16 protein-coding genes are annotated in these 20,361 nt (G+C 70.6%); 11 read left to right on the top strand and 5 right to left on the bottom strand.

The window, feature by feature from the left end; all coding sequences use genetic code 11:
* Positions 1–7: 7 nt before the first annotated feature.
* On the bottom strand, positions 8–922 hold the full coding sequence (locus ACWD4A_RS15425) for an oxygenase MpaB family protein (protein ID WP_451193995.1): 915 nt from the start codon (positions 920–922) through the stop codon (positions 8–10).
* A gap of 100 nt (positions 923–1,022) precedes the next feature.
* Between ACWD4A_RS15425 and ACWD4A_RS15420 the strand changes: the two genes are divergently transcribed.
* From ACWD4A_RS15420 to ACWD4A_RS15405, 4 genes are all read left to right on the top strand, one after another.
* Positions 1,023–1,307, top strand: coding sequence for a hypothetical protein (locus tag ACWD4A_RS15420; protein ID WP_451193994.1), 285 nt, complete (start codon positions 1,023–1,025; stop codon positions 1,305–1,307).
* 178 nt (positions 1,308–1,485) lie between these two features.
* Complete coding sequence (locus tag ACWD4A_RS15415; protein ID WP_451193992.1) at positions 1,486–2,373, top strand: alkaline phosphatase family protein; 888 nt, start codon at positions 1,486–1,488, stop codon at positions 2,371–2,373.
* A gap of 3 nt (positions 2,374–2,376) precedes the next feature.
* Positions 2,377–3,657, top strand: coding sequence for an MFS transporter (locus tag ACWD4A_RS15410; RefSeq protein ID WP_451193990.1), 1,281 nt, complete (start codon positions 2,377–2,379; stop codon positions 3,655–3,657).
* On the top strand, positions 3,654–4,670 hold the full coding sequence (locus tag ACWD4A_RS15405; RefSeq protein WP_451193988.1) for a TolB family protein: 1,017 nt from the start codon (positions 3,654–3,656) through the stop codon (positions 4,668–4,670). Before ACWD4A_RS15410 ends, ACWD4A_RS15405 begins: the two co-directional genes overlap by 4 nt.
* Positions 4,671–4,695: 25 nt before the next feature.
* Here the strand turns inward: ACWD4A_RS15405 and ACWD4A_RS15400 are convergent, their stop codons facing one another.
* On the bottom strand, positions 4,696–4,875 hold the full coding sequence (locus ACWD4A_RS15400; RefSeq protein ID WP_451193987.1) for a hypothetical protein: 180 nt from the start codon (positions 4,873–4,875) through the stop codon (positions 4,696–4,698).
* Between the two features lie 226 nt (positions 4,876–5,101).
* Here ACWD4A_RS15400 and ACWD4A_RS15395 point away from each other — a divergent pair, with 226 nt between their 5' ends.
* The 3 genes from ACWD4A_RS15395 to ACWD4A_RS15385 all read left to right on the top strand — a co-directional run bounded on the left by ACWD4A_RS15395 (position 5,102) and on the right by ACWD4A_RS15385 (position 10,320).
* On the top strand, positions 5,102–8,011 hold the full coding sequence (locus ACWD4A_RS15395; RefSeq protein WP_451193985.1) for a DEAD/DEAH box helicase: 2,910 nt from the start codon (positions 5,102–5,104) through the stop codon (positions 8,009–8,011).
* A complete protein-coding gene (locus tag ACWD4A_RS15390) occupies positions 8,008–9,288 on the top strand; it encodes an SWIM zinc finger family protein (RefSeq protein WP_451193983.1) in 1,281 nt (426 codons plus the stop codon). Before ACWD4A_RS15395 ends, ACWD4A_RS15390 begins: the two co-directional genes overlap by 4 nt.
* Before the next feature lie 162 nt (positions 9,289–9,450).
* Positions 9,451–10,320: a YceI family protein gene (locus ACWD4A_RS15385; RefSeq protein WP_451193981.1), complete on the top strand. Its 870-nt coding sequence runs from the start codon at positions 9,451–9,453 to the stop codon at positions 10,318–10,320.
* Here ACWD4A_RS15385 and ACWD4A_RS15380 read toward each other — a convergent pair.
* On the bottom strand, positions 10,280–10,774 hold the full coding sequence (locus ACWD4A_RS15380; RefSeq protein ID WP_451193979.1) for a hypothetical protein: 495 nt from the start codon (positions 10,772–10,774) through the stop codon (positions 10,280–10,282). The two genes, ACWD4A_RS15385 and ACWD4A_RS15380, sit on opposite strands and share 41 nt — an antisense overlap.
* A 200-nt stretch (positions 10,775–10,974) precedes the next feature.
* Positions 10,975–11,847, bottom strand: coding sequence for a phosphatidylinositol-specific phospholipase C/glycerophosphodiester phosphodiesterase family protein (locus ACWD4A_RS15375; RefSeq protein WP_451193977.1), 873 nt, complete (start codon positions 11,845–11,847; stop codon positions 10,975–10,977).
* 228 nt (positions 11,848–12,075) lie between these two features.
* Here ACWD4A_RS15375 and ACWD4A_RS15370 point away from each other — a divergent pair, with 228 nt between their 5' ends.
* The 3 genes from ACWD4A_RS15370 to ACWD4A_RS15360 all read left to right on the top strand — a co-directional run bounded on the left by ACWD4A_RS15370 (position 12,076) and on the right by ACWD4A_RS15360 (position 16,376).
* On the top strand, positions 12,076–13,302 hold the full coding sequence (locus ACWD4A_RS15370) for a phosphodiester glycosidase family protein (RefSeq protein WP_451193976.1): 1,227 nt from the start codon (positions 12,076–12,078) through the stop codon (positions 13,300–13,302).
* A 143-nt stretch (positions 13,303–13,445) separates the two neighbouring features.
* On the top strand, positions 13,446–14,858 hold the full coding sequence (locus ACWD4A_RS15365; protein ID WP_451193974.1) for a family 2B encapsulin nanocompartment shell protein: 1,413 nt from the start codon (positions 13,446–13,448) through the stop codon (positions 14,856–14,858).
* A gap of 105 nt (positions 14,859–14,963) precedes the next feature.
* Complete coding sequence (locus tag ACWD4A_RS15360; RefSeq protein WP_451193973.1) at positions 14,964–16,376, top strand: family 2B encapsulin nanocompartment shell protein; 1,413 nt, start codon at positions 14,964–14,966, stop codon at positions 16,374–16,376.
* Between the two features lie 25 nt (positions 16,377–16,401).
* Here the strand turns inward: ACWD4A_RS15360 and ACWD4A_RS15355 are convergent, their stop codons facing one another.
* Positions 16,402–16,596 (bottom strand): hypothetical protein, encoded by a 195-nt coding sequence (locus ACWD4A_RS15355; RefSeq protein ID WP_451193971.1) that lies wholly within the window; start codon positions 16,594–16,596, stop codon positions 16,402–16,404.
* A 405-nt stretch (positions 16,597–17,001) separates the two neighbouring features.
* Here ACWD4A_RS15355 and lysX point away from each other — a divergent pair, with 405 nt between their 5' ends.
* On the top strand, positions 17,002–20,322 hold the full coding sequence (gene lysX / locus ACWD4A_RS15350; protein WP_451194053.1) for a bifunctional lysylphosphatidylglycerol synthetase/lysine--tRNA ligase LysX: 3,321 nt from the start codon (positions 17,002–17,004) through the stop codon (positions 20,320–20,322).
* Positions 20,323–20,361 lie beyond the last annotated feature (39 nt).

Genomic DNA, 20,361 nt, shown 5'->3' with positions numbered 1-20,361 from the left:
GTTCCGCTCAGTCGGCGACGGCCGGTCCGGAGCGGCCGTGCGGCACCGGGCAGGTGGGCGCCTGTCCAGCCGTCCGGGGTGCGGGAAACGTGCCGAGCGCCGCGATGTCGTAGCCGTTCGGGTATCCCTTGATCTCGGGGTTCTGCCGGACGTAGTGAGGGGTGCGGCGGGGAGGGAGCAGGCGTACGGCCTTCGCCCTGGCGCGGAGAGCGCCGTGCACCAGGGAGCGGGCGGCCGGGTGCGGCTGCTCGTAGCGGAACGCGCGCAGCAGGGAGTCGTCCAGCAGGGCCTTGCCCGCTCCGCGCACCAGTGGGGCGAGGCGGCGGGGATACCAGGAGGCCATGAGGTCGAGGGTGGCGTCCGCGACTCTCCGCCCGCCCTCGTCCCAGCCGAAGTGGGCTTCCTCATAGTCGTCGAGGAAGCGCTGGAAGTCGGCGTAGGTCCGGGGGATCTCCTGGATGCCCATGTGTTTGCCGAGGGTGCCGTAATAGGCGGCCAGTGCGTGCCGCTCGTGCTCGGACAGGCGGCGCCAGCCGTAGGCGTCGATCCACCTTGCCGGAATGACGACGAACGTCGACAGGACGTAGCGCATGTCGTCGTTGCTGATGTCGTAGCCACGGTGCATCTGGTTGATGCGGCGGATCGCCGACCGTCCGCTCTCGTGGTCGAAGCCGTGCTCGACGACGGCGTCGAGCAACAGCGCTGTGTCGTCGTAGCGCTTCTGCGTGCGGTCCGGGAACTCTCCGGTGCGGTCGAGGAGGCGGCCGATGCTGGGCACGGCGTAGGTCCGGTAGAGGGCAAGTTCGAGTGCGCGCGTCATGTCCCAGGGGAATTCGAGGGTCGCGATGATCCGGTAGATCCGCAGGAAGTCCTTCTCCGGATCGAGCCGCCGGATCTCCTTGAGCCAGTCGTAACGCTTCACTCGTCGGTCGCCCCTTCGTTTGTCGGAGGTTCAACTCTACGGGGGCCGGGCACACTTGAACGACCGCAGGGCGAACGACTCACGGGGGCAGGTGATCCGCGTGTTCGGCAGGCTCCGCAAGCGTATCGAGGGAGCGGCACAGCCGCCGGTGCCGACGCCCGCGGGCCGTCGGCGGAACCTCTTCGAGGCGGCGGCCACTTATGTCGCGGCCTGCGCGGAGAACGACCACGAGAGCAGCGCGGAGGCGGCTCGCTGGGTCTCGCCCGAGGCGCTCAGCTTCGGCGTGAACGAACTGGCCTGCCGCGCGGTCATAGCGCTCGCCCGCGAGCGGGACCAGACGCCGCAGCACGTGGCACGGACGCTGCTGGGGCTCCCCGTCGCCTGACCGGCCCGACAGCCACGAGGTCGCGTTCCGCTCGGCCACTGTTCCCGTTCCTGTCATCTACAGGGCGTGTACATGCCATCTCCGCGACCCTACGCTGCCACCGAACCCGCAGGTGCGAGCCCCTTGTCCCTGTTCTTCCTTGCACCTGCGCGCCGTCGCCCATACGTACGGAGGACCCGTGCCCGCCGCAGCCAGCCAGTCCCGCACCCCCCGCCGCCGACATCTCGCCGCCCTCGCCACGGCCTTCGGGCTCGCCGCCGCGTCCCTCGGGCTGTGGGCCTCGGACTCCTCCGCCGCGGCGGCCGTACCCACTCCGGACCATGTCGTGGTCGTCGTCTTCGAGAACCACGCCTACGACCAGGTCATCGGCAGTTCGAGCGCCCCGTACATCAACTCCCTGGCATCGGGCGGCGCCAATCTGACCGCCTCGTACGCCGAGACCCACCCCAGTCAGCCGAACTACTACGCGCTGTTCTCGGGAGACACCCAGGGCATCACCGACGACAGTTGTGTCACCCCGGGCTTCAGCGACGCTCCGAACCTCGCGTCCGAACTGGTGGTCACGGGCAAGTCATGGGCCAGTTACAACGAGTCCCTGCCGTCCGAGGGTTCCACCGCCTGCAAGAGCGGCAAGTACGCCCAGAAGCACAATCCCTGGTTCGGGTTCGACAACGTGCCCACCAGCACGGCGCACACCATGTCGGCCTTCCCCAACGACTACAGCACGCTGCCGACCGTCTCCTTCGTCGTCCCGAATCTGTGCAGTGACATGCACGACTGTTCCGTGAGCACCGGCGACACCTGGCTGAAGAACAACCTCAAGAGCTATGCCGACTGGGCCAAGTCCCACAACAGCCTGCTCCTCGTCACCTTCGACGAGGACAACCGGCTGAGCGGGAACCGCATCCCGACCGTCCTCTACGGGCAGCCCGTCCAGGCCGGTTCGAGCTCCGACACCACGTACAACCACTACGACGTGCTGCGCACGCTCGAGGACATGTACGGCACATCGCACGCCGGGAACGCCGCGAACGCCCAGGACGTCTCCGGCATCTGGAACAGCTGACCCGTGTATCTCGCGGACAGTCGCACCACCCCGGAGCCCTCCGACACCGCCGGTCGGCGCCCCCTCACCGGCCGGCGGGCCGCCCTCGTCCCCGGAACAGTGCTCGCCCTGGGTTCCGTCAGCCTGATCACCGATGTCTCCTCGGAGATGGTCACCGCCGTCCTGCCGCTCTACCTGGTCGCCGGGCTCGGCCTGTCCCCGCTCGGCTTCGGCCTCCTGGACGGCGTCTACAACGGTGTCAGCGCGCTCGTACGCCTCGTCGGCGGCAGGCTCTCCGACCGCGGCGGCGGCAGCCGCAAGGCCGTGGCCGCGGTCGGCTACGGCCTGTCCGCGCTCTGCAAGCCGCTGTTGCTGTTCGCGCACAGCGTGCCGCTGATCGGAGTGGTGCTCGCAGCCGACCGTACGGGCAAGGGGCTGCGCACCGCGCCGCGCGATGCCATGATCTCGCTGGCCTGTGAACCCGGCAGCAGGGGGCGTGCGTTCGGCCTGCACCGCGCGATGGACACCGCCGGAGCGCTGCTCGGTCCGCTGCTCGCCTTTGTGATCCTGCGAGCAGCGGCCGACGGTTACGACGCCGTCTTCGCCGTCAGCGGCTGCGTCGCCGTACTGGGGGTACTCGTACTCCTGTTGTTCGTTCCGGGGTGTCGGACAGAGCCTCCCCCGAAGCGGGGCTCCGGTCCCGCGCCCCTCCGTGCTGCGCTGCGCCTCCCGGCCGTGCGCCGTCTCACCCTCTGCGCGGCCCTGCTGGGGCTGACGACCATCAGCGACTCCTTCCTCTATCTCACTCTGCAGCGCCGCCTGGATCTCTCGGAGACATGGTTTCCCCTGCTGCCACTGGGAACAGCCGCCGCGTTCCTCCTGCTCGCCGTTCCCCTCGGGACGGTCGCCGACCGGGTGGGACGGCGCAGGCTCTTCCTCTGTGGCCATCTGGCGCTGCTCGTGGCGTACGGCCTGCTGGTCGCCCCGCTCGGTGACTCGGCGACGCTCGCACTCATCGTGCTCGCGCTGCACGGGAGTTTCTACGCGGCCACCGACGGAGTACTGGCCGCCGTGACCGCCGACGCCGTACCGGAGGCGATCCGAGGCACCGGGCTGGCGGTGGTCCAGACGGGCCAGGCCGCCGCCCGTTTCGTCTGCTCGATCACCTTCGGCATGGCCTGGACCGCCTGGGGCGACCGGACAGCGCTGGGCACCGCGGCGACCGGCCTCGCCGTCTCCGCCGCGATCAGCGTCCTGCTGCTGCGCCCTTCACCCGCCGACATCCCTCCGGAGCTTGTCCGTTGAACCGCAAGAGCCGCATCCTGGCCCTGCTCGCCGCCGTACTGATCCTGGGCGGTGTCGCCGTCGGCGCCACCCTGCACGCCGCTGGACGAGCGGCGGAGAAGGACCGCGTGCGACCGGGCGACCCCCGTGTCCGCCCCGGCCGGGTCGTGCTGAACGCCCCTGGGCAGAGCGTCTTCCGGAACATGGCCTGGGGGCCCCACCGCGACGAGATCTCCACCACCCCTGCCGGCGATCCGACCGGACCTCGTACGTCCTCCGGTGTTCGCTGCCTGCGCTTCCATACGGCCGCGGGCACCGGTATCTGTCTGCAGGCGGTGCACGGCAAGCTCCGTGACAGCTACCGCGCCGTGGTGCTCGACTCGCACCTGCGCGAGCTGCGCCACTACGATCTGGCGGGCGTGCCCACCCGGGCCAGGGTCTCCCCCAGCGGCCGGAGCGTGGCCTGGACGGTCTTCGTCAGCGGCGACTCGTACGCGGGCACGTCCTTCTCCACCCGCACCTCGGTCCTCGACACCCGAACGGGGAGCCTGGACCGCAACCTCGAGGAGTACCGGCTGTTCCTGGACGGTCACCCGCACCGGGCCGCCGATCTGAACGTCTGGGGGGTCACCTTCGCCGACGACACCCACTTCTACGCGACCGTCGCCACCGGAGGACGGACCCACCTCGTACGCGGCGACCGCACCGACCGGACGCTTCGCGCCCTGCACACCAATGTCGAGTGCCCCTCCCTCTCACCCGACGGGACCCGCATCGCCTACAAGAAACGTGTCGACGGTGTCTCCTCCGACGCACCCTGGCGGCTGTACGTACTGGACCTGCGTACTCTCCGCGAGAGCGCCACAGCGGAGCAGCGGAACGTCGACGATCAGGCGGTCTGGCGCGACGGACACACGCTTGTCTACTCGTTGCCCGGCGATTACGGCTCCGACCTGTGGGCGGTGCCCGCGGACGGTTCCGGTACGCCGACTCGGCTGATGACCGCCGCCCTGGCGCCGGCCTTCACCGACTGAGCCCCGGCCGCGCCCCGGCGGAGCCCTAACGGCCCAGTTGCTTGCGGGACGCCCGGCGCAGCCGCTTGCGCTGCGCGGGGTCGAGCAGCAGATAGACGACGGCCGGCACGCCCACCATCACGAGCAGACCTATCCAGGGGTGCAGTGCCAGCAGGATCACCCCTACGACCACACCGGCGACCGCGACTTTGGTCTTGTTGCTCATCTCCGGGCCTCCTTCGACGGCTGCCGTCTGTCATGAAGAACGCCCCGCAGCCCGATAGCGTTCCCCGCCCGGGTCCGAAGCGCGCGAGCTCCGTGTGGCAGAGGGCCGCCCTGGGCCCATTTTCGGGATATGCCGCGCATCACACCCGGAACACGCGCTTCCGTCACGCCCCTCATGTACCCTCGGGCGCTCACCAGCTAGTCAAATTTGAGGAACGCGCAGCGTCGTGACACCGCCCTCTGCCGCTACACCCTCCGAGATCTCCCTGCTCGCCCGGTGCTCGGCGGTCTTCCTGCCCGGGGACCCCGCACGCACCGGCCGCGTGGCCTTCTGGCGCCTCGACGACGATCCGCCCGCCGCGCCGGGCAGCGTCGAGGACTTGACCGTCGTCGTCTCCGACGGCGCGGACGTCACCACCACGACCGTCCGGGCCGTGGTCCTGCCCGTACGCGAAGCCCTGCCCGTTCTCACCCGTGCCCGTGCGGCGGGCGCCGACGAGGCGGCCGCCTTCTGGGGTGCCGCCGCGGTGCTCGCCCTGCAACTGGCCGCCCGTGGGCGGCTGCTGCCCGGTCTGACCGCGACCGATCACGACGCCTGGCGCGTCGGCCCGTTCACGCCGGAGGACATGAGCCGGGTACACGAGCTGGCGGCCGCCATGCCGCCCGCTGCGCACGCCGTGCCGCTCCCGCACGACGGCAGCGGCCCGCTCCTGCTCCCCGACCCGGAACGGCTCGTACGCGCCTTCCTGGACGCCGTCGCCGACGGGCTCCCCCGCTCCCCCGCCGCGGCACTCGCCGCGGGCGGCCCCTCCTTCGCCGCCCCGGCGCCCCGGAGGCTGCCCGAACAGCGTGCCTGGGCGGACAGCGTGGCGGCCGGGCACGACGCGGGCATACGGCTCTCCCTCCGTGTCGAAGTACTGGGGCTCACCGCTCCGGAGGCTGTGGACGGTGTCGACATGGCCTCCCCCCGGTTCCGGGCCGTGCTCCAGTTGCACAGCCTCGCCGACCCGGCGCTCGTCGCGGACGCCGCCGACGCGTGGTCGGGCGACTCGCCCCTGACGGCCGCGCTCGGCCGGGGCGCGCGCATGAACGCGCTGCTCGCGCTGCGCCGCGCCGCCCACGCCTGGCCGGCACTCACCCCGCTCCTTTCCACGGCGGTGCCCGACGCCATCGACCTCGCCGACGAAGAGGTCGGTGAGCTCCTCGGCGCCGCCTCCGAAGCCCTGGACGCGGCCGGTGTCCAGGTGCACTGGCCGAAGGATCTGGCCCGCAGACTGACCGCACACGCCGTCGTCGGCCCGCCGGACGACGACAGTCACGGTCCGGACGTCGACCGCTCGGGCCTGCCGTCCTTGTTGTCGGCCGACGCGCTGCTCACGTTCAGCTGGCGCTTCTCCGTGGGCGACCGGGAGCTCACGGAAGCGGAGCTGGACCGGCTCGCGGAAGCCAGCCGCCCGGCCGTACGGCTGCGCGACCAGTGGGTGCTCGTCGATCCGGAATCCGTGCGCCGTGCCCGGGATCGGCAGGACCGCAAGCTCACGCCTGTCGAGGCACTCGGCGTGGCCCTCACGGGCCGTGCGCGGGCGGATGGCCATGAGAAGAACGAGGAGACCGTCGACGTGCGGGCCACAGGCTGGCTGGCCGCGCTGCGCGACCGCATCGCCGACCCCGAGAGCGTCCGGGAGCCCGTCGCGCAACCCGCCGCGCTCGCCGCCACCTTGCGCGACTACCAGCTGCGGGGCCTCGACTGGCTGCACCGTATGACCTCGCTCGGCCTCGGTGGCTGCCTCGCCGACGACATGGGCCTCGGCAAGACCGTCACCCTCATCGCCCTGCACCTGCACCGCCGGACACTCCCGGACGCCACCGGACCGACACTGGTCGTCTGCCCTACCTCCCTCATGGGCAACTGGCAGCGCGAGATCGAGAAGTTCGCCCCCGGGACGCCCGTCCGCCGCTTCCACGGCCCTGCCCGCTCCCTGGACGGACTGGCGGACGGCGAGTTCGTCCTCACCACGTACGGCACGATGCGACTCGACGCGGGGCAACTTGCCGCAGTCGAATGGGGGTTGGCCGTCGCCGACGAGGCGCAGCACGTCAAGAACCCCTACTCCGACACCGCGAAGCAGCTGCGCACCATCGGCGCCAAGGCTCGCGTCGCTCTTTCCGGCACCCCGGTGGAGAACAACCTGTCCGAGCTGTGGGCGATCCTCGACTGGACGACACCCGGTCTGCTGGGCTCACTCGGCTCCTTCCGGCGTCGCTACGCCCAGGCCGTCGAGGGCGGTGCCGACCCCGGCGCCGCCGGACGGCTCACCGCTCTCGTCCGCCCGTTCCTGCTGCGGCGGCGCAAGTCCGACCCGGGCATCGCCCCCGAACTGCCGCCGAAGACCGAGACCGACCGCGCGGTCACGCTCACCAAGGAACAGGCGGCCCTGTACGAGGCCGTGGTGCGGGAGGTCCTCGCCGAGGTGGAGGCGGCGGACGGTTTCGAGCGGCGCGGTCTGATCGTCAAGCTCCTCACCGGCCTGAAGCAGATCTGCAACCATCCGGCACAGTTCCTGAAGGAGGACGGCCACAAGGGGGACCCGCCGCGGATCCGGGGCCGTTCGGGCAAGGTCGAGCTGCTCGACGAACTGCTGGACACGATCCTCGCCGAGGGCGCGAGCGTGCTGGTCTTCACGCAGTACGTCCAGATGGCGCGGCTCCTGGAGCGGCACTTGGCCGCACGGGGTGTCCCGGCGCAGCTGCTGCACGGTGGCACTCCGGTGCCGCGGCGCGAGGAGATGGTCCGTCGCTTCCAGGACGGCGAGGTCCCGGTGTTCCTGTTGTCGCTGAAGGCCGCGGGCACGGGTCTCAACCTCACCCGCGCCGGACACGTCGTCCACTTCGACCGCTGGTGGAATCCCGCGGTCGAGGCGCAGGCGACCGACCGTGCCTACCGCATCGGCCAGAGCCAGCCGGTCCAGGTGCACCGGCTGATCGCCGAGGGGACGGTCGAGGACCGGATCGCGGAGATGCTCACGCGCAAGCAGGCCCTGGCGGACTCCGTCCTCGGCTCGGGGGAGGCCGCCCTGACCGAGCTGACCGATGCCGAACTCGCTGAACTCGTCGCACTGAGGGGGACCGGACGATGACCGGACACGACGTCACCGAGCGCACCTTCGCGGCCCTGCCGCCCGAACGCGGGCGGGGCTTCGCCCGGAGCTGGTGGGGCCGGGCCTGGCTGAAGGCACTGGAGGACACCGCGCTGGACGGCGGGCAGGTGAAGGCCGGGCGCAGGAACGCGCGCGCGGGCGCGGTGGGCGCGGTGTCGGTCCGGGCGGGCAGGATCACGGCGGTCGTCCGCGATCGCGACGGCACGCCGTACCGCTCCGACGTGATGGTCCAGGAGCTCTCGGCGGCCGACTGGGACCGGTTGCTGGACCTGGTCGCCGATCGTGCCGGGCACATCGCGGCGCTGCTCGATCACGACATACCCCCACACCTGGGCGAGGACGCGCTGGCCTCCGGTGTGGAACTGCTGCCCGGCATCGGGGATCTGGAACCGGAGTGCAGTTGCGGCGCTTGGGACCACTGTCCGCACACAGCGGCGCTGTGCCATCAAGTGGCCCGGCTGCTCGACGAGGATCCGTTCGTCCTGTTGCTGATGCGTGGCCGCGGCGAACGGGAGCTGCTGTACGAGCTGCAGGCCCGCAGTGCCGCGCACGGTTCGGCGCGGACTGCGCAACCGGGCACCGGGGAGTCGCCCGGTGTGCCGGCACGGGAGGTGTTCGCGGCGGGGTTCCTGGTACCGCCTCTGCCCGGTCCGCCTCCCCCGGTGGAGAACGCGGGCCGCCCTCCCGTGCTCTCCGGGGACATCGCTCCCGCGCCTGGGATCGATACCGAGGCACTGGAGTTCCTGGCCGCGGACGCGGCCGCGCGGGCCCGTCGGATGCTCGCCGAGGCCCTCGCCCCGGGCCATGAGCGGACGCCCGTGGCGGATGAGCTGACCCCGTGGCAGGACGCGGTGCGTCTCGGCGCGTCCTGCCCGCCGGTCGGGGTCACCGCCCGGCTGGCGGAGGGCTGCGGCCGCGACCGGGCCGGACTCGCGCAGGCCGTACGGGCGTGGGGGTACGGCGGGCCCACGGCACTGACAGTCCTGGAGGACGAATGGACGCCCGGCGGAGAAGCTCTGGCCCGTGCCCGTACACAGCTGTCGACGGCCTGGGAGGACGGCACCGCGCCGGAGCTGCGGTGCGCGCGCAACCGCTGGACGGTGGCGGGGGCAGGCGCGCAGTTGCGCTACGACCGTGACGGCCGCTGGTGGCCCTATCGCAAGGAGAGCGGCCGATGGCAGCCCGCGGGCCCGTGCGACCGTGATCCCGCGGCGGCACTCGCGGCACTCCTCGCGGACGACGCGCAAGGCAGCTGAGACAGGGTCACCGATGAGCCTTCCCCAACCCGTCAAAGAATCGAAGGCCAGGCTGCGCGAAATCTACGCTTTCACAGGCAGGAGGCGGATTTTTGCCTTTCAGTATTGGAATATGGTGATCTACAGTTTCATCACCTTCTGATCACGGAAAGGCATTTCGGGATGGTTTTCGCCCTGCTGCGCCGTAACAGGCGTTCCCCTCGCCGGGAGGCCGCACCGATTCCGTATGGCGCGGGGGCTCTCGACTGTGTTGTCCTCGATCCCGTTCAGCTGCCGCTGCACAGAGCGGAAGTGTCCGTACGGGACCTCAACGGCCAGGAGGTGGTCCACGGGCAGACCGATCCGCACGGCCGGTTCGCGACGACCGTGGCGCCCGGCGAGTACAACCTCGCGGTGACGGCCGAAGGCTTCCAGCCGATACACCGCTCCGTCACGTGCGGCGACGGCGTGCGGACCGCGCTCGACCCGATGGCCATGGAACCGGCGCCCGCGCCCGCCATGCCCGCGCCCGGAGCCTGGCGGATCGACCCGGACCACACGGCCGTGCGTTTCATCTCCCGGCACATCGGGCTCGCCGAAGTACACGGCCGGTTCAACCGGTTCGAGGGCACCCTGTGGATAGCCGAGAACATGGAGCACTCCCGGATCGACGTGGTGATCGAGACAGCGAGCATCGACACCGGGGTCGCGCAGCGCGACGAGCACCTGTGCTCGCCGGAGTTCCTGAACGTCGCCAAGTTTCCGTACATGCAGTTCACCAGCGAGCGCTTCGTGCACCGCGGCGGTTCCCGGTGGACGGTGCAGGGCGTGCTCAACCTGCACGGCGTCAGCCGCAACGTCTCCCTCGACACGCGCTACCTGGGCATCGGCACCGGCATCATGGGCGAGACCCGCACCGCCTGCTCGGCGACGACCGAGCTGCACCGCGAGGACTTCACCCTGGACTGGCGGTCGATGCTCCAGCGAGGCATCGCCATGATCGGCGCGACCATCAGGATCGAGCTGGACATCCAGGCCGTACCGGCCACGTGACGGACCGTCCGGCGACCGGGGACCGCAGGATGCCGGCCGACGCCGGCAGCAGCTCCGTAGGGAAGCCACTGGGCAGGCTCGTCGGCAGGTCGCTGGGCCATCCGGACGGAAGACCTGTCGGCAGCTGAGTGGGCAGACCACTCGGCAGCCCGGACGGCAGTCCGCTGGGAACGGCGAACGAGGGTGAAGTGCCACTGGACGAAGTCCCCTTGCCGGGCTCGTCGCTCTTCTTGCCCTTGTCGCCGATGATCAGCACTGCGCCGAGCGCGAGCGCCGCGACCGCCACCAGTACGGTCACGGCGATCGCCGTCCGCCGCCCGCCGGCACCACCGGAGGGCGGCGGCTCCGGGTTCCACGGCGGCTGCCCGGGGCCGAATCCACCCGGAGGCGGAGTGCGCGGCGGGGGCGGTGGGCCTGCGGGCGGGCCGTACGGCGGTCCGGGTGGGGTGGCCATGCGGTCAAGCGTCCCCGGACCGCGTACCGCGTCACCGCACGGTGACGGTACCGCTACACGCTTCGCTCCGGATCGCGACATTCCACCGCGGGAAACGGTCCGCCACGGAGAACGGCCTGCCGCCCTCCGCGTGGCGGACTTGTTAAAAAGATCCATAATCGTACGATTTGCCGGTGTCTGCCGAACGATGCGGGCGCCGCTCAGCGGTGCGCGCGGAGGAATGCTTCCAGCCCGGCCAGGTCGTCGGTGTTGAGGTAGTCCACGCCCGCGGCGAGGAGTTCGCGCCAGAGGGCGTCCCGTGCAGGTCCGGGCTGGTCGGGCGTGGCCCAGAACCGCACCTGCCGGTGTTCGGAGTGCGCGGTGGAGACGATACCCGCGAGCCTGGCCCGCTCCCGCTCGGGCATCGGCCCCACGCCCTTCCAGGTGAAGTTCGCGGTCCAGTTGTCACTGACCAGCGGGGCGAAGGAGGCGGGGACACCGCTGCCGAGGTCCGCGAGACGGCCGTCGTAGAAGGCGCACCGCACCCGTTCCTCCTCCATGGGGCCCCGGGCGCCCCGGTCACCGGAGATGACGGCGGTGACAGCGCCGCGGCGGACCCGGCCGTGGTCGCAGACGCTCAGCATCGAACGGTAGCGGCGCAGATGGCGGGAGAGCTCGCGGTAGGTGGGCGCGCCCGGCGTCTTGATGTCGATGAGCAGTTGCAGGGACAGGCCGTACCCCGGGAAGACCCGGCCGTGCCCGGCTCCGACCCGGTTCGACAACGGGTCGAGGTAGAGCGACTCGAGGGTGCGGGTGGGGTCGAGCTCAGAGGCGTCGTGCGCGACGAGGAGCTCGTTGCCGACGAGCCAGATGTCGGCCTCGACACTGCCGAACCCGTGCGAGAGAGCGCCGGAGAGCGGGTGCGGGTGCTCGTAGTCGTTGTGCGCGTGCGCATGGCGCAGCGGCGGCTTGCCGCGCTTGACGCCCGTACGGCGCTCCGCGTCCGCCCGTTCGGCGAAGGCGGGCCCCGCGAAGGATCCCGCGAGGGCGGCTCCCAGGGTGATGACGGCTGCGCGACGCGTACGAGAGGTCATGGTGTCTCCCGGGTCGGGGTCCGTCCGCGGGCGGCGGCCCGGCGGACGCAGGAGCTGTCTCCTGCGAGTATCCGGGCGCGCAGGGTCAAAAGGCAGGGATGTGGCAAGAGTTGCCCGTGTCGACGTCGGCGCGTTCCCTGTCGTTCTTTCGGGGCATGGTGAACTCTCTTGCATCGTGCCAGAGTTGACGGGACTTCTGGGGAGACTGTGACTGGATGCAGAAGCCGCGTGCGCGCGGTGCTGACGGTTCTGGTGGCGTGGACGTCGCTGATCGGAGGAAGCGCCACCTGGGCGACCGCTGCGGACGCGAGTTCGGAGCACGGGCTGCGGCTGAGTGCTCCTACGCCCGTGGCGCACGGGGTGGATTACCAGGACTTCACCCTGACCGCTTCGCACGGGCGCGCGTACGGGCATCTGCTGACCGTCGACCTGCGCGAGCCGGGCATCTCACTGGACCTGCTGTATCCGGGGTCGGTCGCGGCGCGGGCGACCGTGTCCCGGATGGTCGAGCGGAGCGGCGCGGTCGGCGGGGTCAACGGGGACTTCTTCAACATCAGCGAGACCCAGCACCCGGGGGTCGACGCGACGGGCGCCCCGGTGGGCCCGTCCGTATCGAGCCGGGGCAAGCTCGGCGCGGCGGTGCCGAACGGCCAGCGGTTCGGGCCGACGATGCCGTCGGGGGCGACGACCCGGGACGTTATCGGCGTAGGGACGGACGGTACGGCCAGGCTGGACCGCCTCACTCTGTCGGGGGCCGTGACGGCCAACGGCAAGAGGCTGGCGCTGCGCGGTCTGAACCAGTACGCCCTGCCGGTGGGCGGCATCGGGGTGTACACCTCCGACTGGGGAGCGACCTCGCGCAAGCGGGCGACCTGCGGTACGGACAACGACCGGTCCGCGTCCTGCAGTTCGGACACCTATGAACTGACCGTGCGGCGCGACCGGGTGACGTCGGTGGCGAACAGACCGGGGCGTGGCGCGATCCCGTCCGGTTCCGTGGTCCTGGTCGGGCGCGAAGCGGGCGCGAAGGAGCTGCGCAAGTTGCGGATCGGCGACACGGTGAGCGTCCAGGAGCGGCTGGAGCCCGAGGGGCGCGGGGCACTCCGCTTCGCCATCGGCGGCTTCCCGGTGCTGCGCGCCGGAAGACCGCTCTCCGGCCTGGACGACTCGACGTCGGCGGTGCGGACCTCGGCCGGCGTGGACGAGGAGGGACAGCGGTTCTACCTGCTGGCCCTCGACGGCGGCCCCGACTACCGCTCGGGCATGACCGTCGCCGAACTGGCCGGTCTCATGCGGGACATCGGGGCCGAGGATGCGATGAACCTGGACGGCGGCGGGTCCAGCACCCTGGTCACCCGCGATTCCGGCCAAGGGCGCGCGACGGTCCGCAACCACCCGTCGGGCGGCGCCGAGCGAGCCGTGGCCAACGGCATCGGGGTGTTTATCCGCAATTAACATCGTCGATCAATCCACCCATTTGAGTGACTGCATCGCCCGATCTCCGCTGCTAGCTTCGAGGGTGTACGCGCGAAAGTCAGCGAGAAATCAATCGCCGGTCCGCAACGGGCAGTTCGCAATGAATGGGTGGGCATTCGCATATGACGACGTCGGTGGAGACCGCCAACTCGGAGAATAACGGTCACGGTCCCCTGAGTCTGGGCACCGCGGCAGCACGCAATCTCGCCACCACGACGAAATCCGTGCCGCAGATGCAGGGCATCACCTCGCGGTGGCTGCTCCGCATGCTGCCGTGGGTCCATGTGCCCGGCGGTACGTACCGGGTCAACCGGCGTCTTACGCACACGCTCGGCGACGGCCGGGTGGAGTTCGTCTCCACCGGAGCGGAGGTCCGGGTCATCCCGGCGGAGCTGGGCGAGCTGCCCCTGCTGCGGGGCTTCGAGGATGCGGCGACTCTCGACGCCCTGGCGAGCCGTTTCGCTCAGCGGGAGCTCCAGCCCGGTGATGTGCTCGTGGAGGCCGGGCAGCCGGCCGACCAGGTTGTCCTGATCGCGCACGGCAAGCTCAACCAGGTGCACGAGGGCGAGTACGGCGATCCCGCCGTACTGGGCGTGCTGGCCGACGGGGGGTACTTCGGCGACCGGTCCCTCGCCGAACCCGAGGAGCAGACCTGGGGATTCACCGCCAAGGCCGCGACCGCCTGCACGGTGCTGACCTTGTCACGCCAGGCGTTCCGGGAGCTGTTCGACTCCTCGGAGCAATTGCGCTCCCATGTCACGGCATTCCTGGCCGCCGCCGACCGCCCGCAGAACGAGCACGGGGAGTCGGCCATCGACGTCGCCTCCGGGCACACGGGCGAGCCGTCCCTGCCCGGCGTCTTCGCCGCCTATGAGCTGTCCCCGCGCGAATTCGAGCTGAGCGTGGCCCAGACGGTGCTGCGCGTGCACACCCGCGTCGCCGATCTCTACAACGAACCGATGAACCAGGTCGAGCAGCAGTTGCGGCTGACCATCGAGGCCCTGCGTGAGCGCCAGGAGCACGAGCTGGTCAACAACCGCGAGTTCGGCCTGCTGCACAACGCCGACCTCAAGCAGCGCATCCACACCCGCAGCGGCCCGCCCACCCCCGACGACCTGGACGAGCTCCTCGCCACCGTCTGGAAGGACCCGGGTTTCCTGCTCGCTCACCCGCGCGCGATCGCGGCGATCGGCCGCGAGTTCAACAGCAGGGGCGTGTATCCCGACAGCGTGGACGTGAGCGGACACGCTGTGCCCGCCTGGCGAGGCGTCCCCATTTTCCCGTGCAACAAGATTCCCGTCACCGACAACGGCACCAGCTCCATTCTGCTGATGCGCACCGGGGAGGAGTCCCAGGGGGTCGTCGGCCTCCATCGCACGGGAATCCCCGACGAATACCGCCCGAGCCTTTCCGTGCGGTTCATGGGAATCAGCGAGCAGGCCATCATCTCGTATCTCGTGAGTGCCTACTATTCAGCCGCCGTTCTCGTTCCCGACGCCCTGGGGATTCTGGAGAACGTGGAAATCGGCCACTGAAACCGGACCGGGGCCGGACCGGAATCCCCGAGCACCACACCGTACGTTTCGCGTCGGACAGCGCGGCAAGCGCCAGATATCGCAACAGATGGGTGATGACCAGCCATGACCACGTCAGTGGAGTCCGTACCGGGTGAACAGCCGGGCCAGTCACAGCAGCTGAGCCTCGGCACGCCCGCGGCACGGCAACTCGCCACGACGACGAAGTCCGTGCCGCAGATGCAGGGGATCTCCTCCCGCTGGCTCCTGCGCGTACTGCCATGGGTGCAGGTGTCCGCGGGCACCTACCGGGTGAACAGGCGGTTGAGTTATACGGTCGGGGACGGCAGGGTCGAGTTCCTCTCCACCGGTACGGAAGTACGGGTCATCCCACCGGAGTTGGGCGAGCTGCCGCTGCTGCGGGGCTTCGAGGACAGCGCCGTTCTGGAGGCGCTGGCGGCCGGGTTCGTCCAGCGCGAGTACGCGGCGGGCGACACCCTGGTCCAGGTGGGCAGCCCGGCCGATCAGGTCTTCCTGATCGCGCACGGCAAGCTCAACAAGACGGGCCCCGGCAAATACGGGGACGAGACCGTGCTCGGTGTACTGGCCGACGGTGACTACTTCGGCGAGAGCGTGCCACTGGAGCCGGACGGCACATGGCCGTTCACCGTCACCGCCGCGACGCGCTGCACGGTCCTGGCGCTCCCCCGCCAGGTCTTCCAGGAACTGGCCGACCGCTCGGAGTCGCTGCGCGCCCACGTCGCGGACTTCGCCTCCCGTCCCACCCCCGCGCAGAACAAACGCGGTGAGGCCGACATCTCCGTGGCCTCGGGGCACACGGGGGAGCCGGTCATCCCGGGCACCTTCGTCGACTACGAAATCGCCCCGCGGGAATACGAGCTGAGTGTGGCTCAGACGGTGCTGCGCGTGCACACCCGCGTCGCCGATCTCTACAACGACCCGATGAACCAGCTCGAGCAGCAACTGCGTCTCACCGTCGAGGCGCTGCGCGAGCGCCAGGAGAACGAGATCGTCAACAACCGCGAGTTCGGCCTGCTGCACAATGCCGACCTGGGGCAGCGGCTGCACACCCGGAGTGGTCCGCCCACCCCCGACGACCTGGACGAGCTGCTGTCCCGGCGGCGTAAGACCCAGTATCTGCTGGCGCATCCGCGTACCATCGCGGCCTTCGGCCGGGAGTGCAGCAGCCGGGGTCTCTACCCGAAGAACATCGAGGTGATGGGTTCGGCCGTGCGCTCCTGGCGCGGTGTGCCGCTGCTGCCGTGCAACAAGATTCCGGTCAGCGAATCGGGGACCAGCTCGATCCTCGCGATGCGCACCGGCGAGGCGGACCAGGGTGTGGTGGGCCTTCACCAGACCGGTATCCCGGACGAGTACCAGCCCAGCCTCAATGTGCGCTTCATGGGCATCAATGAGCAGGCGGTCTCGGCCTACCTGGTGAGTGCCTACTTCTCGGCGGCCATCCTGGTGCCGGATGCCCTCGGCATCCTGGAGGACGTCGAGATCGGACGCGTGTAACGGCGGGCCGACGACGCGCGGGTCGTCAGGGCCGGACGCCGCTGACGATCCGCGTGGTGGCCGACATCGCGTGGGCGATGGTCGGCGCGACGCTGGTGCCGGAGAGGAGGAAGCCGAGCAGGACACAGACCAGGGCGTGGGAGAGCCTCAGCGCGCCGCTGCGGAGAAACACCACTGCCATGATCAGGAGCAGTAGGACCACGGAGATCGAAAGGGCCATGGCGAGCCTCCTCTGCGGAGTGGTTGTCCGTCAGTCTGACCCATCGCACGGCGGCGACCTGCGAAAAGCGTGTACTCCAAATGGGTATGAGTCAGCCCGGCGCCCTGCACGGTCCCGGTCGCGCGGACAGGCTCGGCACAGGCGGAACCGATACCGACACGCCTTCGTCCGGATGCCGGGGAGGGCGGCCGGAGATGAACGGGACGGGGCTCGGGCCCCCTGGTGATGCGAGCGGCCGCCGCCGGTGCGGCCCGGACGACTGTGCTCCGTCCGCCCGGGGTCGGGGCCGTGTGTCAGGTCACCCGGCGGGCCGCCGCTCGGCGGGCAGGTCGGCCGTGCCGTGCCTAGGCTGACGGAATGAGCCGTACAGCCTCGGAGAGCAAGAGTGCCGTGGCGCCGTCCGCCATGGCTGTCGCCGAGGGCCGGGAGGGCGAGGAGCGGGGCTCGGCCTGGCAGCGGCTGCTGCACCGTGTGCCCAACGGTTTCGCGATCTTCTTCGGTCTGCTCGGGATGTTCTGTGCAATCACCTCGTTGATCATTCCGCTGCGACGGGTGGCGCGCCCGCTGACCGACGCTCTGGACACCCTGACCGTCCCCACCGCCCCGAACCTGGCCTACGCCGTCTTCCTGCTGCTCCTCGCCACGGCCATGGCGGCCCGCAAACGGGTCACCCTCTGGTTCGTCCTCGGTTATCTGGCGCTGTTGTTGATCGCGGACGCGCTGCTGCTGGCGGTGGGCTACTGGGACACGATCCCTTCGCTGGTGCTGTGCGTGGCCGCGATGACGCTGCTGGTGCTGGCCCGGCACGAGTTCTACGCGGCGTCCCGGCGCGGGGCGTTCCTGCGGGCGCTGCTGGTGCTGATGGCGGGGCTGGCCGTGGCGATCCTGGTGGGCTGGGGGCTGGTGTCGGCGTTCCCGGGCACGTTGGAGCGCGGTGGCGGCAATCGGCTGATGTTCGTGGCCAACAAGGTGTGCGGCGGTCTGGTCAGCGGCCGGCACTTCACCGGGCATCCGCCGCACTGGCTGTTCTTCCTGCTCGGTCTGCTCGGCGCGCTGGCGCTGCTCAACGCGGCGACGGTGCTGTTCCGCTCGCAGCGGCTGGAGGCGGCCCTGCACGACGACGAGGAGCAGCGCATCCGCGCGCTCCTCGGCCGCTACGGCGGCCAGGACTCCCTCGGCTATTTCGCGACCCGCCGCGACAAGGCCGTGGTCTTCTCCCCCAGCGGCAAGTCGGCGGTGACCTACCGGGTGGAGGCGGGTGTCTGTCTGGCCTCGGCGGATCCGCTCGGGGACCCCGAGGCGTGGACCCCGGCGATCGACGCCTGGCTGGCGCTCGCGGGCCGGTACGGCTGGCAGCCCGCCGTGATGGGGGCCAGCGAGGCGGGCGCCAAGGCGTACGCGCGCTCGGGGCTCGGGGCGCTCCAGCTCGGCGACGAGGCGATCCTGCAGGTGGCCGCGTTCGATCTCGACGGCCGGGAGATGCGGGTGACCCGGCAGGCCGTCAACCGGGTGGAGCGCACGGGTGCCACGACGCGGATCCGGCGGCACTCCGCGTTGTCCGAGTCGGAGATGGGCGAGGTCATCAAGCGGGCGGACGCCTGGCGGGACACCGAGACCGAGCGGGGCTTCTCGATGGCGCTGGGGCGGCTGGGCGATCCCGCCGACAGCGACTGCCTGCTGGTGGAGGCGTTCGACAGCGAGGGGAAGATGATCGCGCTGCTGTCGTTCGTGCCATGGGGCCGTGACGGCGTCTCGCTCGATGTGATGCGCCGTGACCGGGCGGCGCCCAACGGCGTCATGGAGTTCATGGTCGCCCAACTGTGCGCGCAGGCCGGGCGGTTCGGCATCAAGCGCGTCTCGTTGAACTTCGCGGTCTTCCGTTCCGCCTTCGAGGAGGGTGCCCGGATCGGGGCGGGGCCGGTGCTGCGGCTGTGGCGCCGGCTGCTGCTGTTCTTCTCCAAGTGGTGGCAGCTCGAGGCGCTCTACCGGTCGAACGTCAAGTACAACCCCGAGTGGCACCCCAGGTTCCTGTGCTACGCCGACGCGGGTGCTCTCGCCCGGATCGGGCTGGCGTCCGGGATCGCCGAGGGCTTCGTGGCCGTGCCCAGCCTGGGCAAGCTGTGGGGGCGCGGCCGGGCGAGGGGCATCTCCAGCCCGGCCTCCACGGCGGGGCTGCCCTCGTTGTCCGAGCTCGGCTTCGTCAATGGCGAGGGCGGCGGAGCGATCCGGGGGGACGAGCTCGCGGGTCTGCCCGAGCAGGTGCGGGTGCGGCGGCGGAAGCTGGACCGGCTGCGGGAGGCGGGGGTGGACCCCTATCCGGTCGATGCCCGCCGCACCCATGCCCTCGCGGTGCTGCGGGCCGCGCATCCGGGGCTCCCGCCCGCGTCCCGTACGGGTGAGCGGGTGACGGTGGCCGGTCGCGTCCTGCTGGTCCGCAACCACGGCGGGGTCGTGTTCGCCGTGCTCCGCGACTGGTCCGGCGATCTCCAACTGACCTTCACGCGGAGCGACTCGGGGGCGGAGTGCCTGCGGCGCTTCGTCACCCACATCGACCTCGGCGACCATGTCGAGGCGGAGGGCGAGGTGGGCACCACCGACCGCGGCGAGCTGACCGTCTTCGTGTCCCGGTGCCGGATGATCGCCAAGTGCCTGCGGCCGCTGCCCGACAAGCGCCGGGGCCTGACCGACCCGGAGGCGCGGGTGCGGATGCGCTATGTGGACCTGGCGGTCTCGCCGGAGGCCCGGCAGACGGTGCGGGCCCGTAGCGCCACGGTGCAGGCGCTCCGGCAGGGACTGCTCGACCGCGGCTATCTGGAGGTCGAGACGCCGATGCTCCAGCAGGTCCACGGCGGCGCCAACGCCCGGCCCTTCACGACCCATATCAACGCCTACGACCTCGACCTCTATCTGCGGATCGCGCCGGAGCTGTATCTGAAGCGGCTGTGCGTGGGCGGTATGGAGAAGGTCTTCGAGATGGGCCGCACCTTCCGCAACGAGGGTGTCTCCTACAAGCACAATCCCGAATTCACGATGCTGGAGGCGTATCAGGCGTTCGCGGACTACGACGTGATGCTGGACCTGACGCGCGAGCTGATCCAGGCCGCCGCGGTGGCCGCCCACGGCACGGCCGTCATCCTGCACCCGGACGGCGAGGGGAAGCTCGTCGAGCACGACATCTCGGGCAGCTGGCCGGTGAAGACGGTCCACGGCGCGGTGTCGGAGGCCCTGGGCGTGGAGATCGACCCCGATACGCCCGTCCCGGCGCTGCGCCGGCACTGCGACGCGGCGGGTGTGCCGCACAAGCCGGAGGACGGGCGCGGGGACATCGTGCTGGAGATGTACGAGCGGCTGGTCGAGGAGCGGACGGGGCTGCCGGTCTTCTACAAGGATTTCCCCACCGACGTCTCGCCGCTCACCCGGCCGCACCGTGCCGACCCCCGTCTCGCCGAGCGCTGGGACCTGGTGGCGTTCGGCACGGAGCTGGGGACGGCGTACTCGGAGCTGATCGACCCCATCGAGCAGCGCCGCAGGCTGACCGCGCAGTCCCTGCTGGCCGCGGGCGGCGACCCGGAGGCGATGGAGTTGGACGAGGACTTCCTCCGGGCCCTGGAGTACGCGATGCCGCCGACCGGCGGGCTCGGCATCGGGGTGGACCGGCTCGTGATGTTCCTGACCGGTCTGTCGATCCGCGAGACCCTGCCGTTCCCGCTGGTACGGAGACGCTGAATTCCACCACCCCCAAAGAATTTCTTTGATCTCTGGATA

The organism is Streptomyces sp. NPDC002537, from assembly GCF_053594975.1.
The sequence above is the reverse complement of the archived record's forward strand: the minus strand, read 5'-3'. Positions and strand labels throughout refer to the sequence as shown.

Coding starts and splice junctions, on each gene's coding strand:
- ACWD4A_RS15400 (WP_451193987.1), bottom strand. CDS start 4,875: ATGAGCAACAAGACCAAAGTCGCGGTCGCCGGTGTGGTCGTAGGGGTG.
- ACWD4A_RS15390 (WP_451193983.1), top strand. CDS start 8,008: ATGACCGGACACGACGTCACCGAGCGCACCTTCGCGGCCCTGCCGCCC.
- ACWD4A_RS15385 (WP_451193981.1), top strand. CDS start 9,451: ATGGTTTTCGCCCTGCTGCGCCGTAACAGGCGTTCCCCTCGCCGGGAG.
- ACWD4A_RS15380 (WP_451193979.1), bottom strand. CDS start 10,774: ATGGCCACCCCACCCGGACCGCCGTACGGCCCGCCCGCAGGCCCACCG.
- ACWD4A_RS15375 (WP_451193977.1), bottom strand. CDS start 11,847: ATGACCTCTCGTACGCGTCGCGCAGCCGTCATCACCCTGGGAGCCGCC.
- ACWD4A_RS15365 (WP_451193974.1), top strand. CDS start 13,446: ATGACGACGTCGGTGGAGACCGCCAACTCGGAGAATAACGGTCACGGT.
- ACWD4A_RS15360 (WP_451193973.1), top strand. CDS start 14,964: ATGACCACGTCAGTGGAGTCCGTACCGGGTGAACAGCCGGGCCAGTCA.
- ACWD4A_RS15355 (WP_451193971.1), bottom strand. CDS start 16,596: ATGGCCCTTTCGATCTCCGTGGTCCTACTGCTCCTGATCATGGCAGTG.
- lysX (WP_451194053.1), top strand. CDS start 17,002: ATGGCTGTCGCCGAGGGCCGGGAGGGCGAGGAGCGGGGCTCGGCCTGG.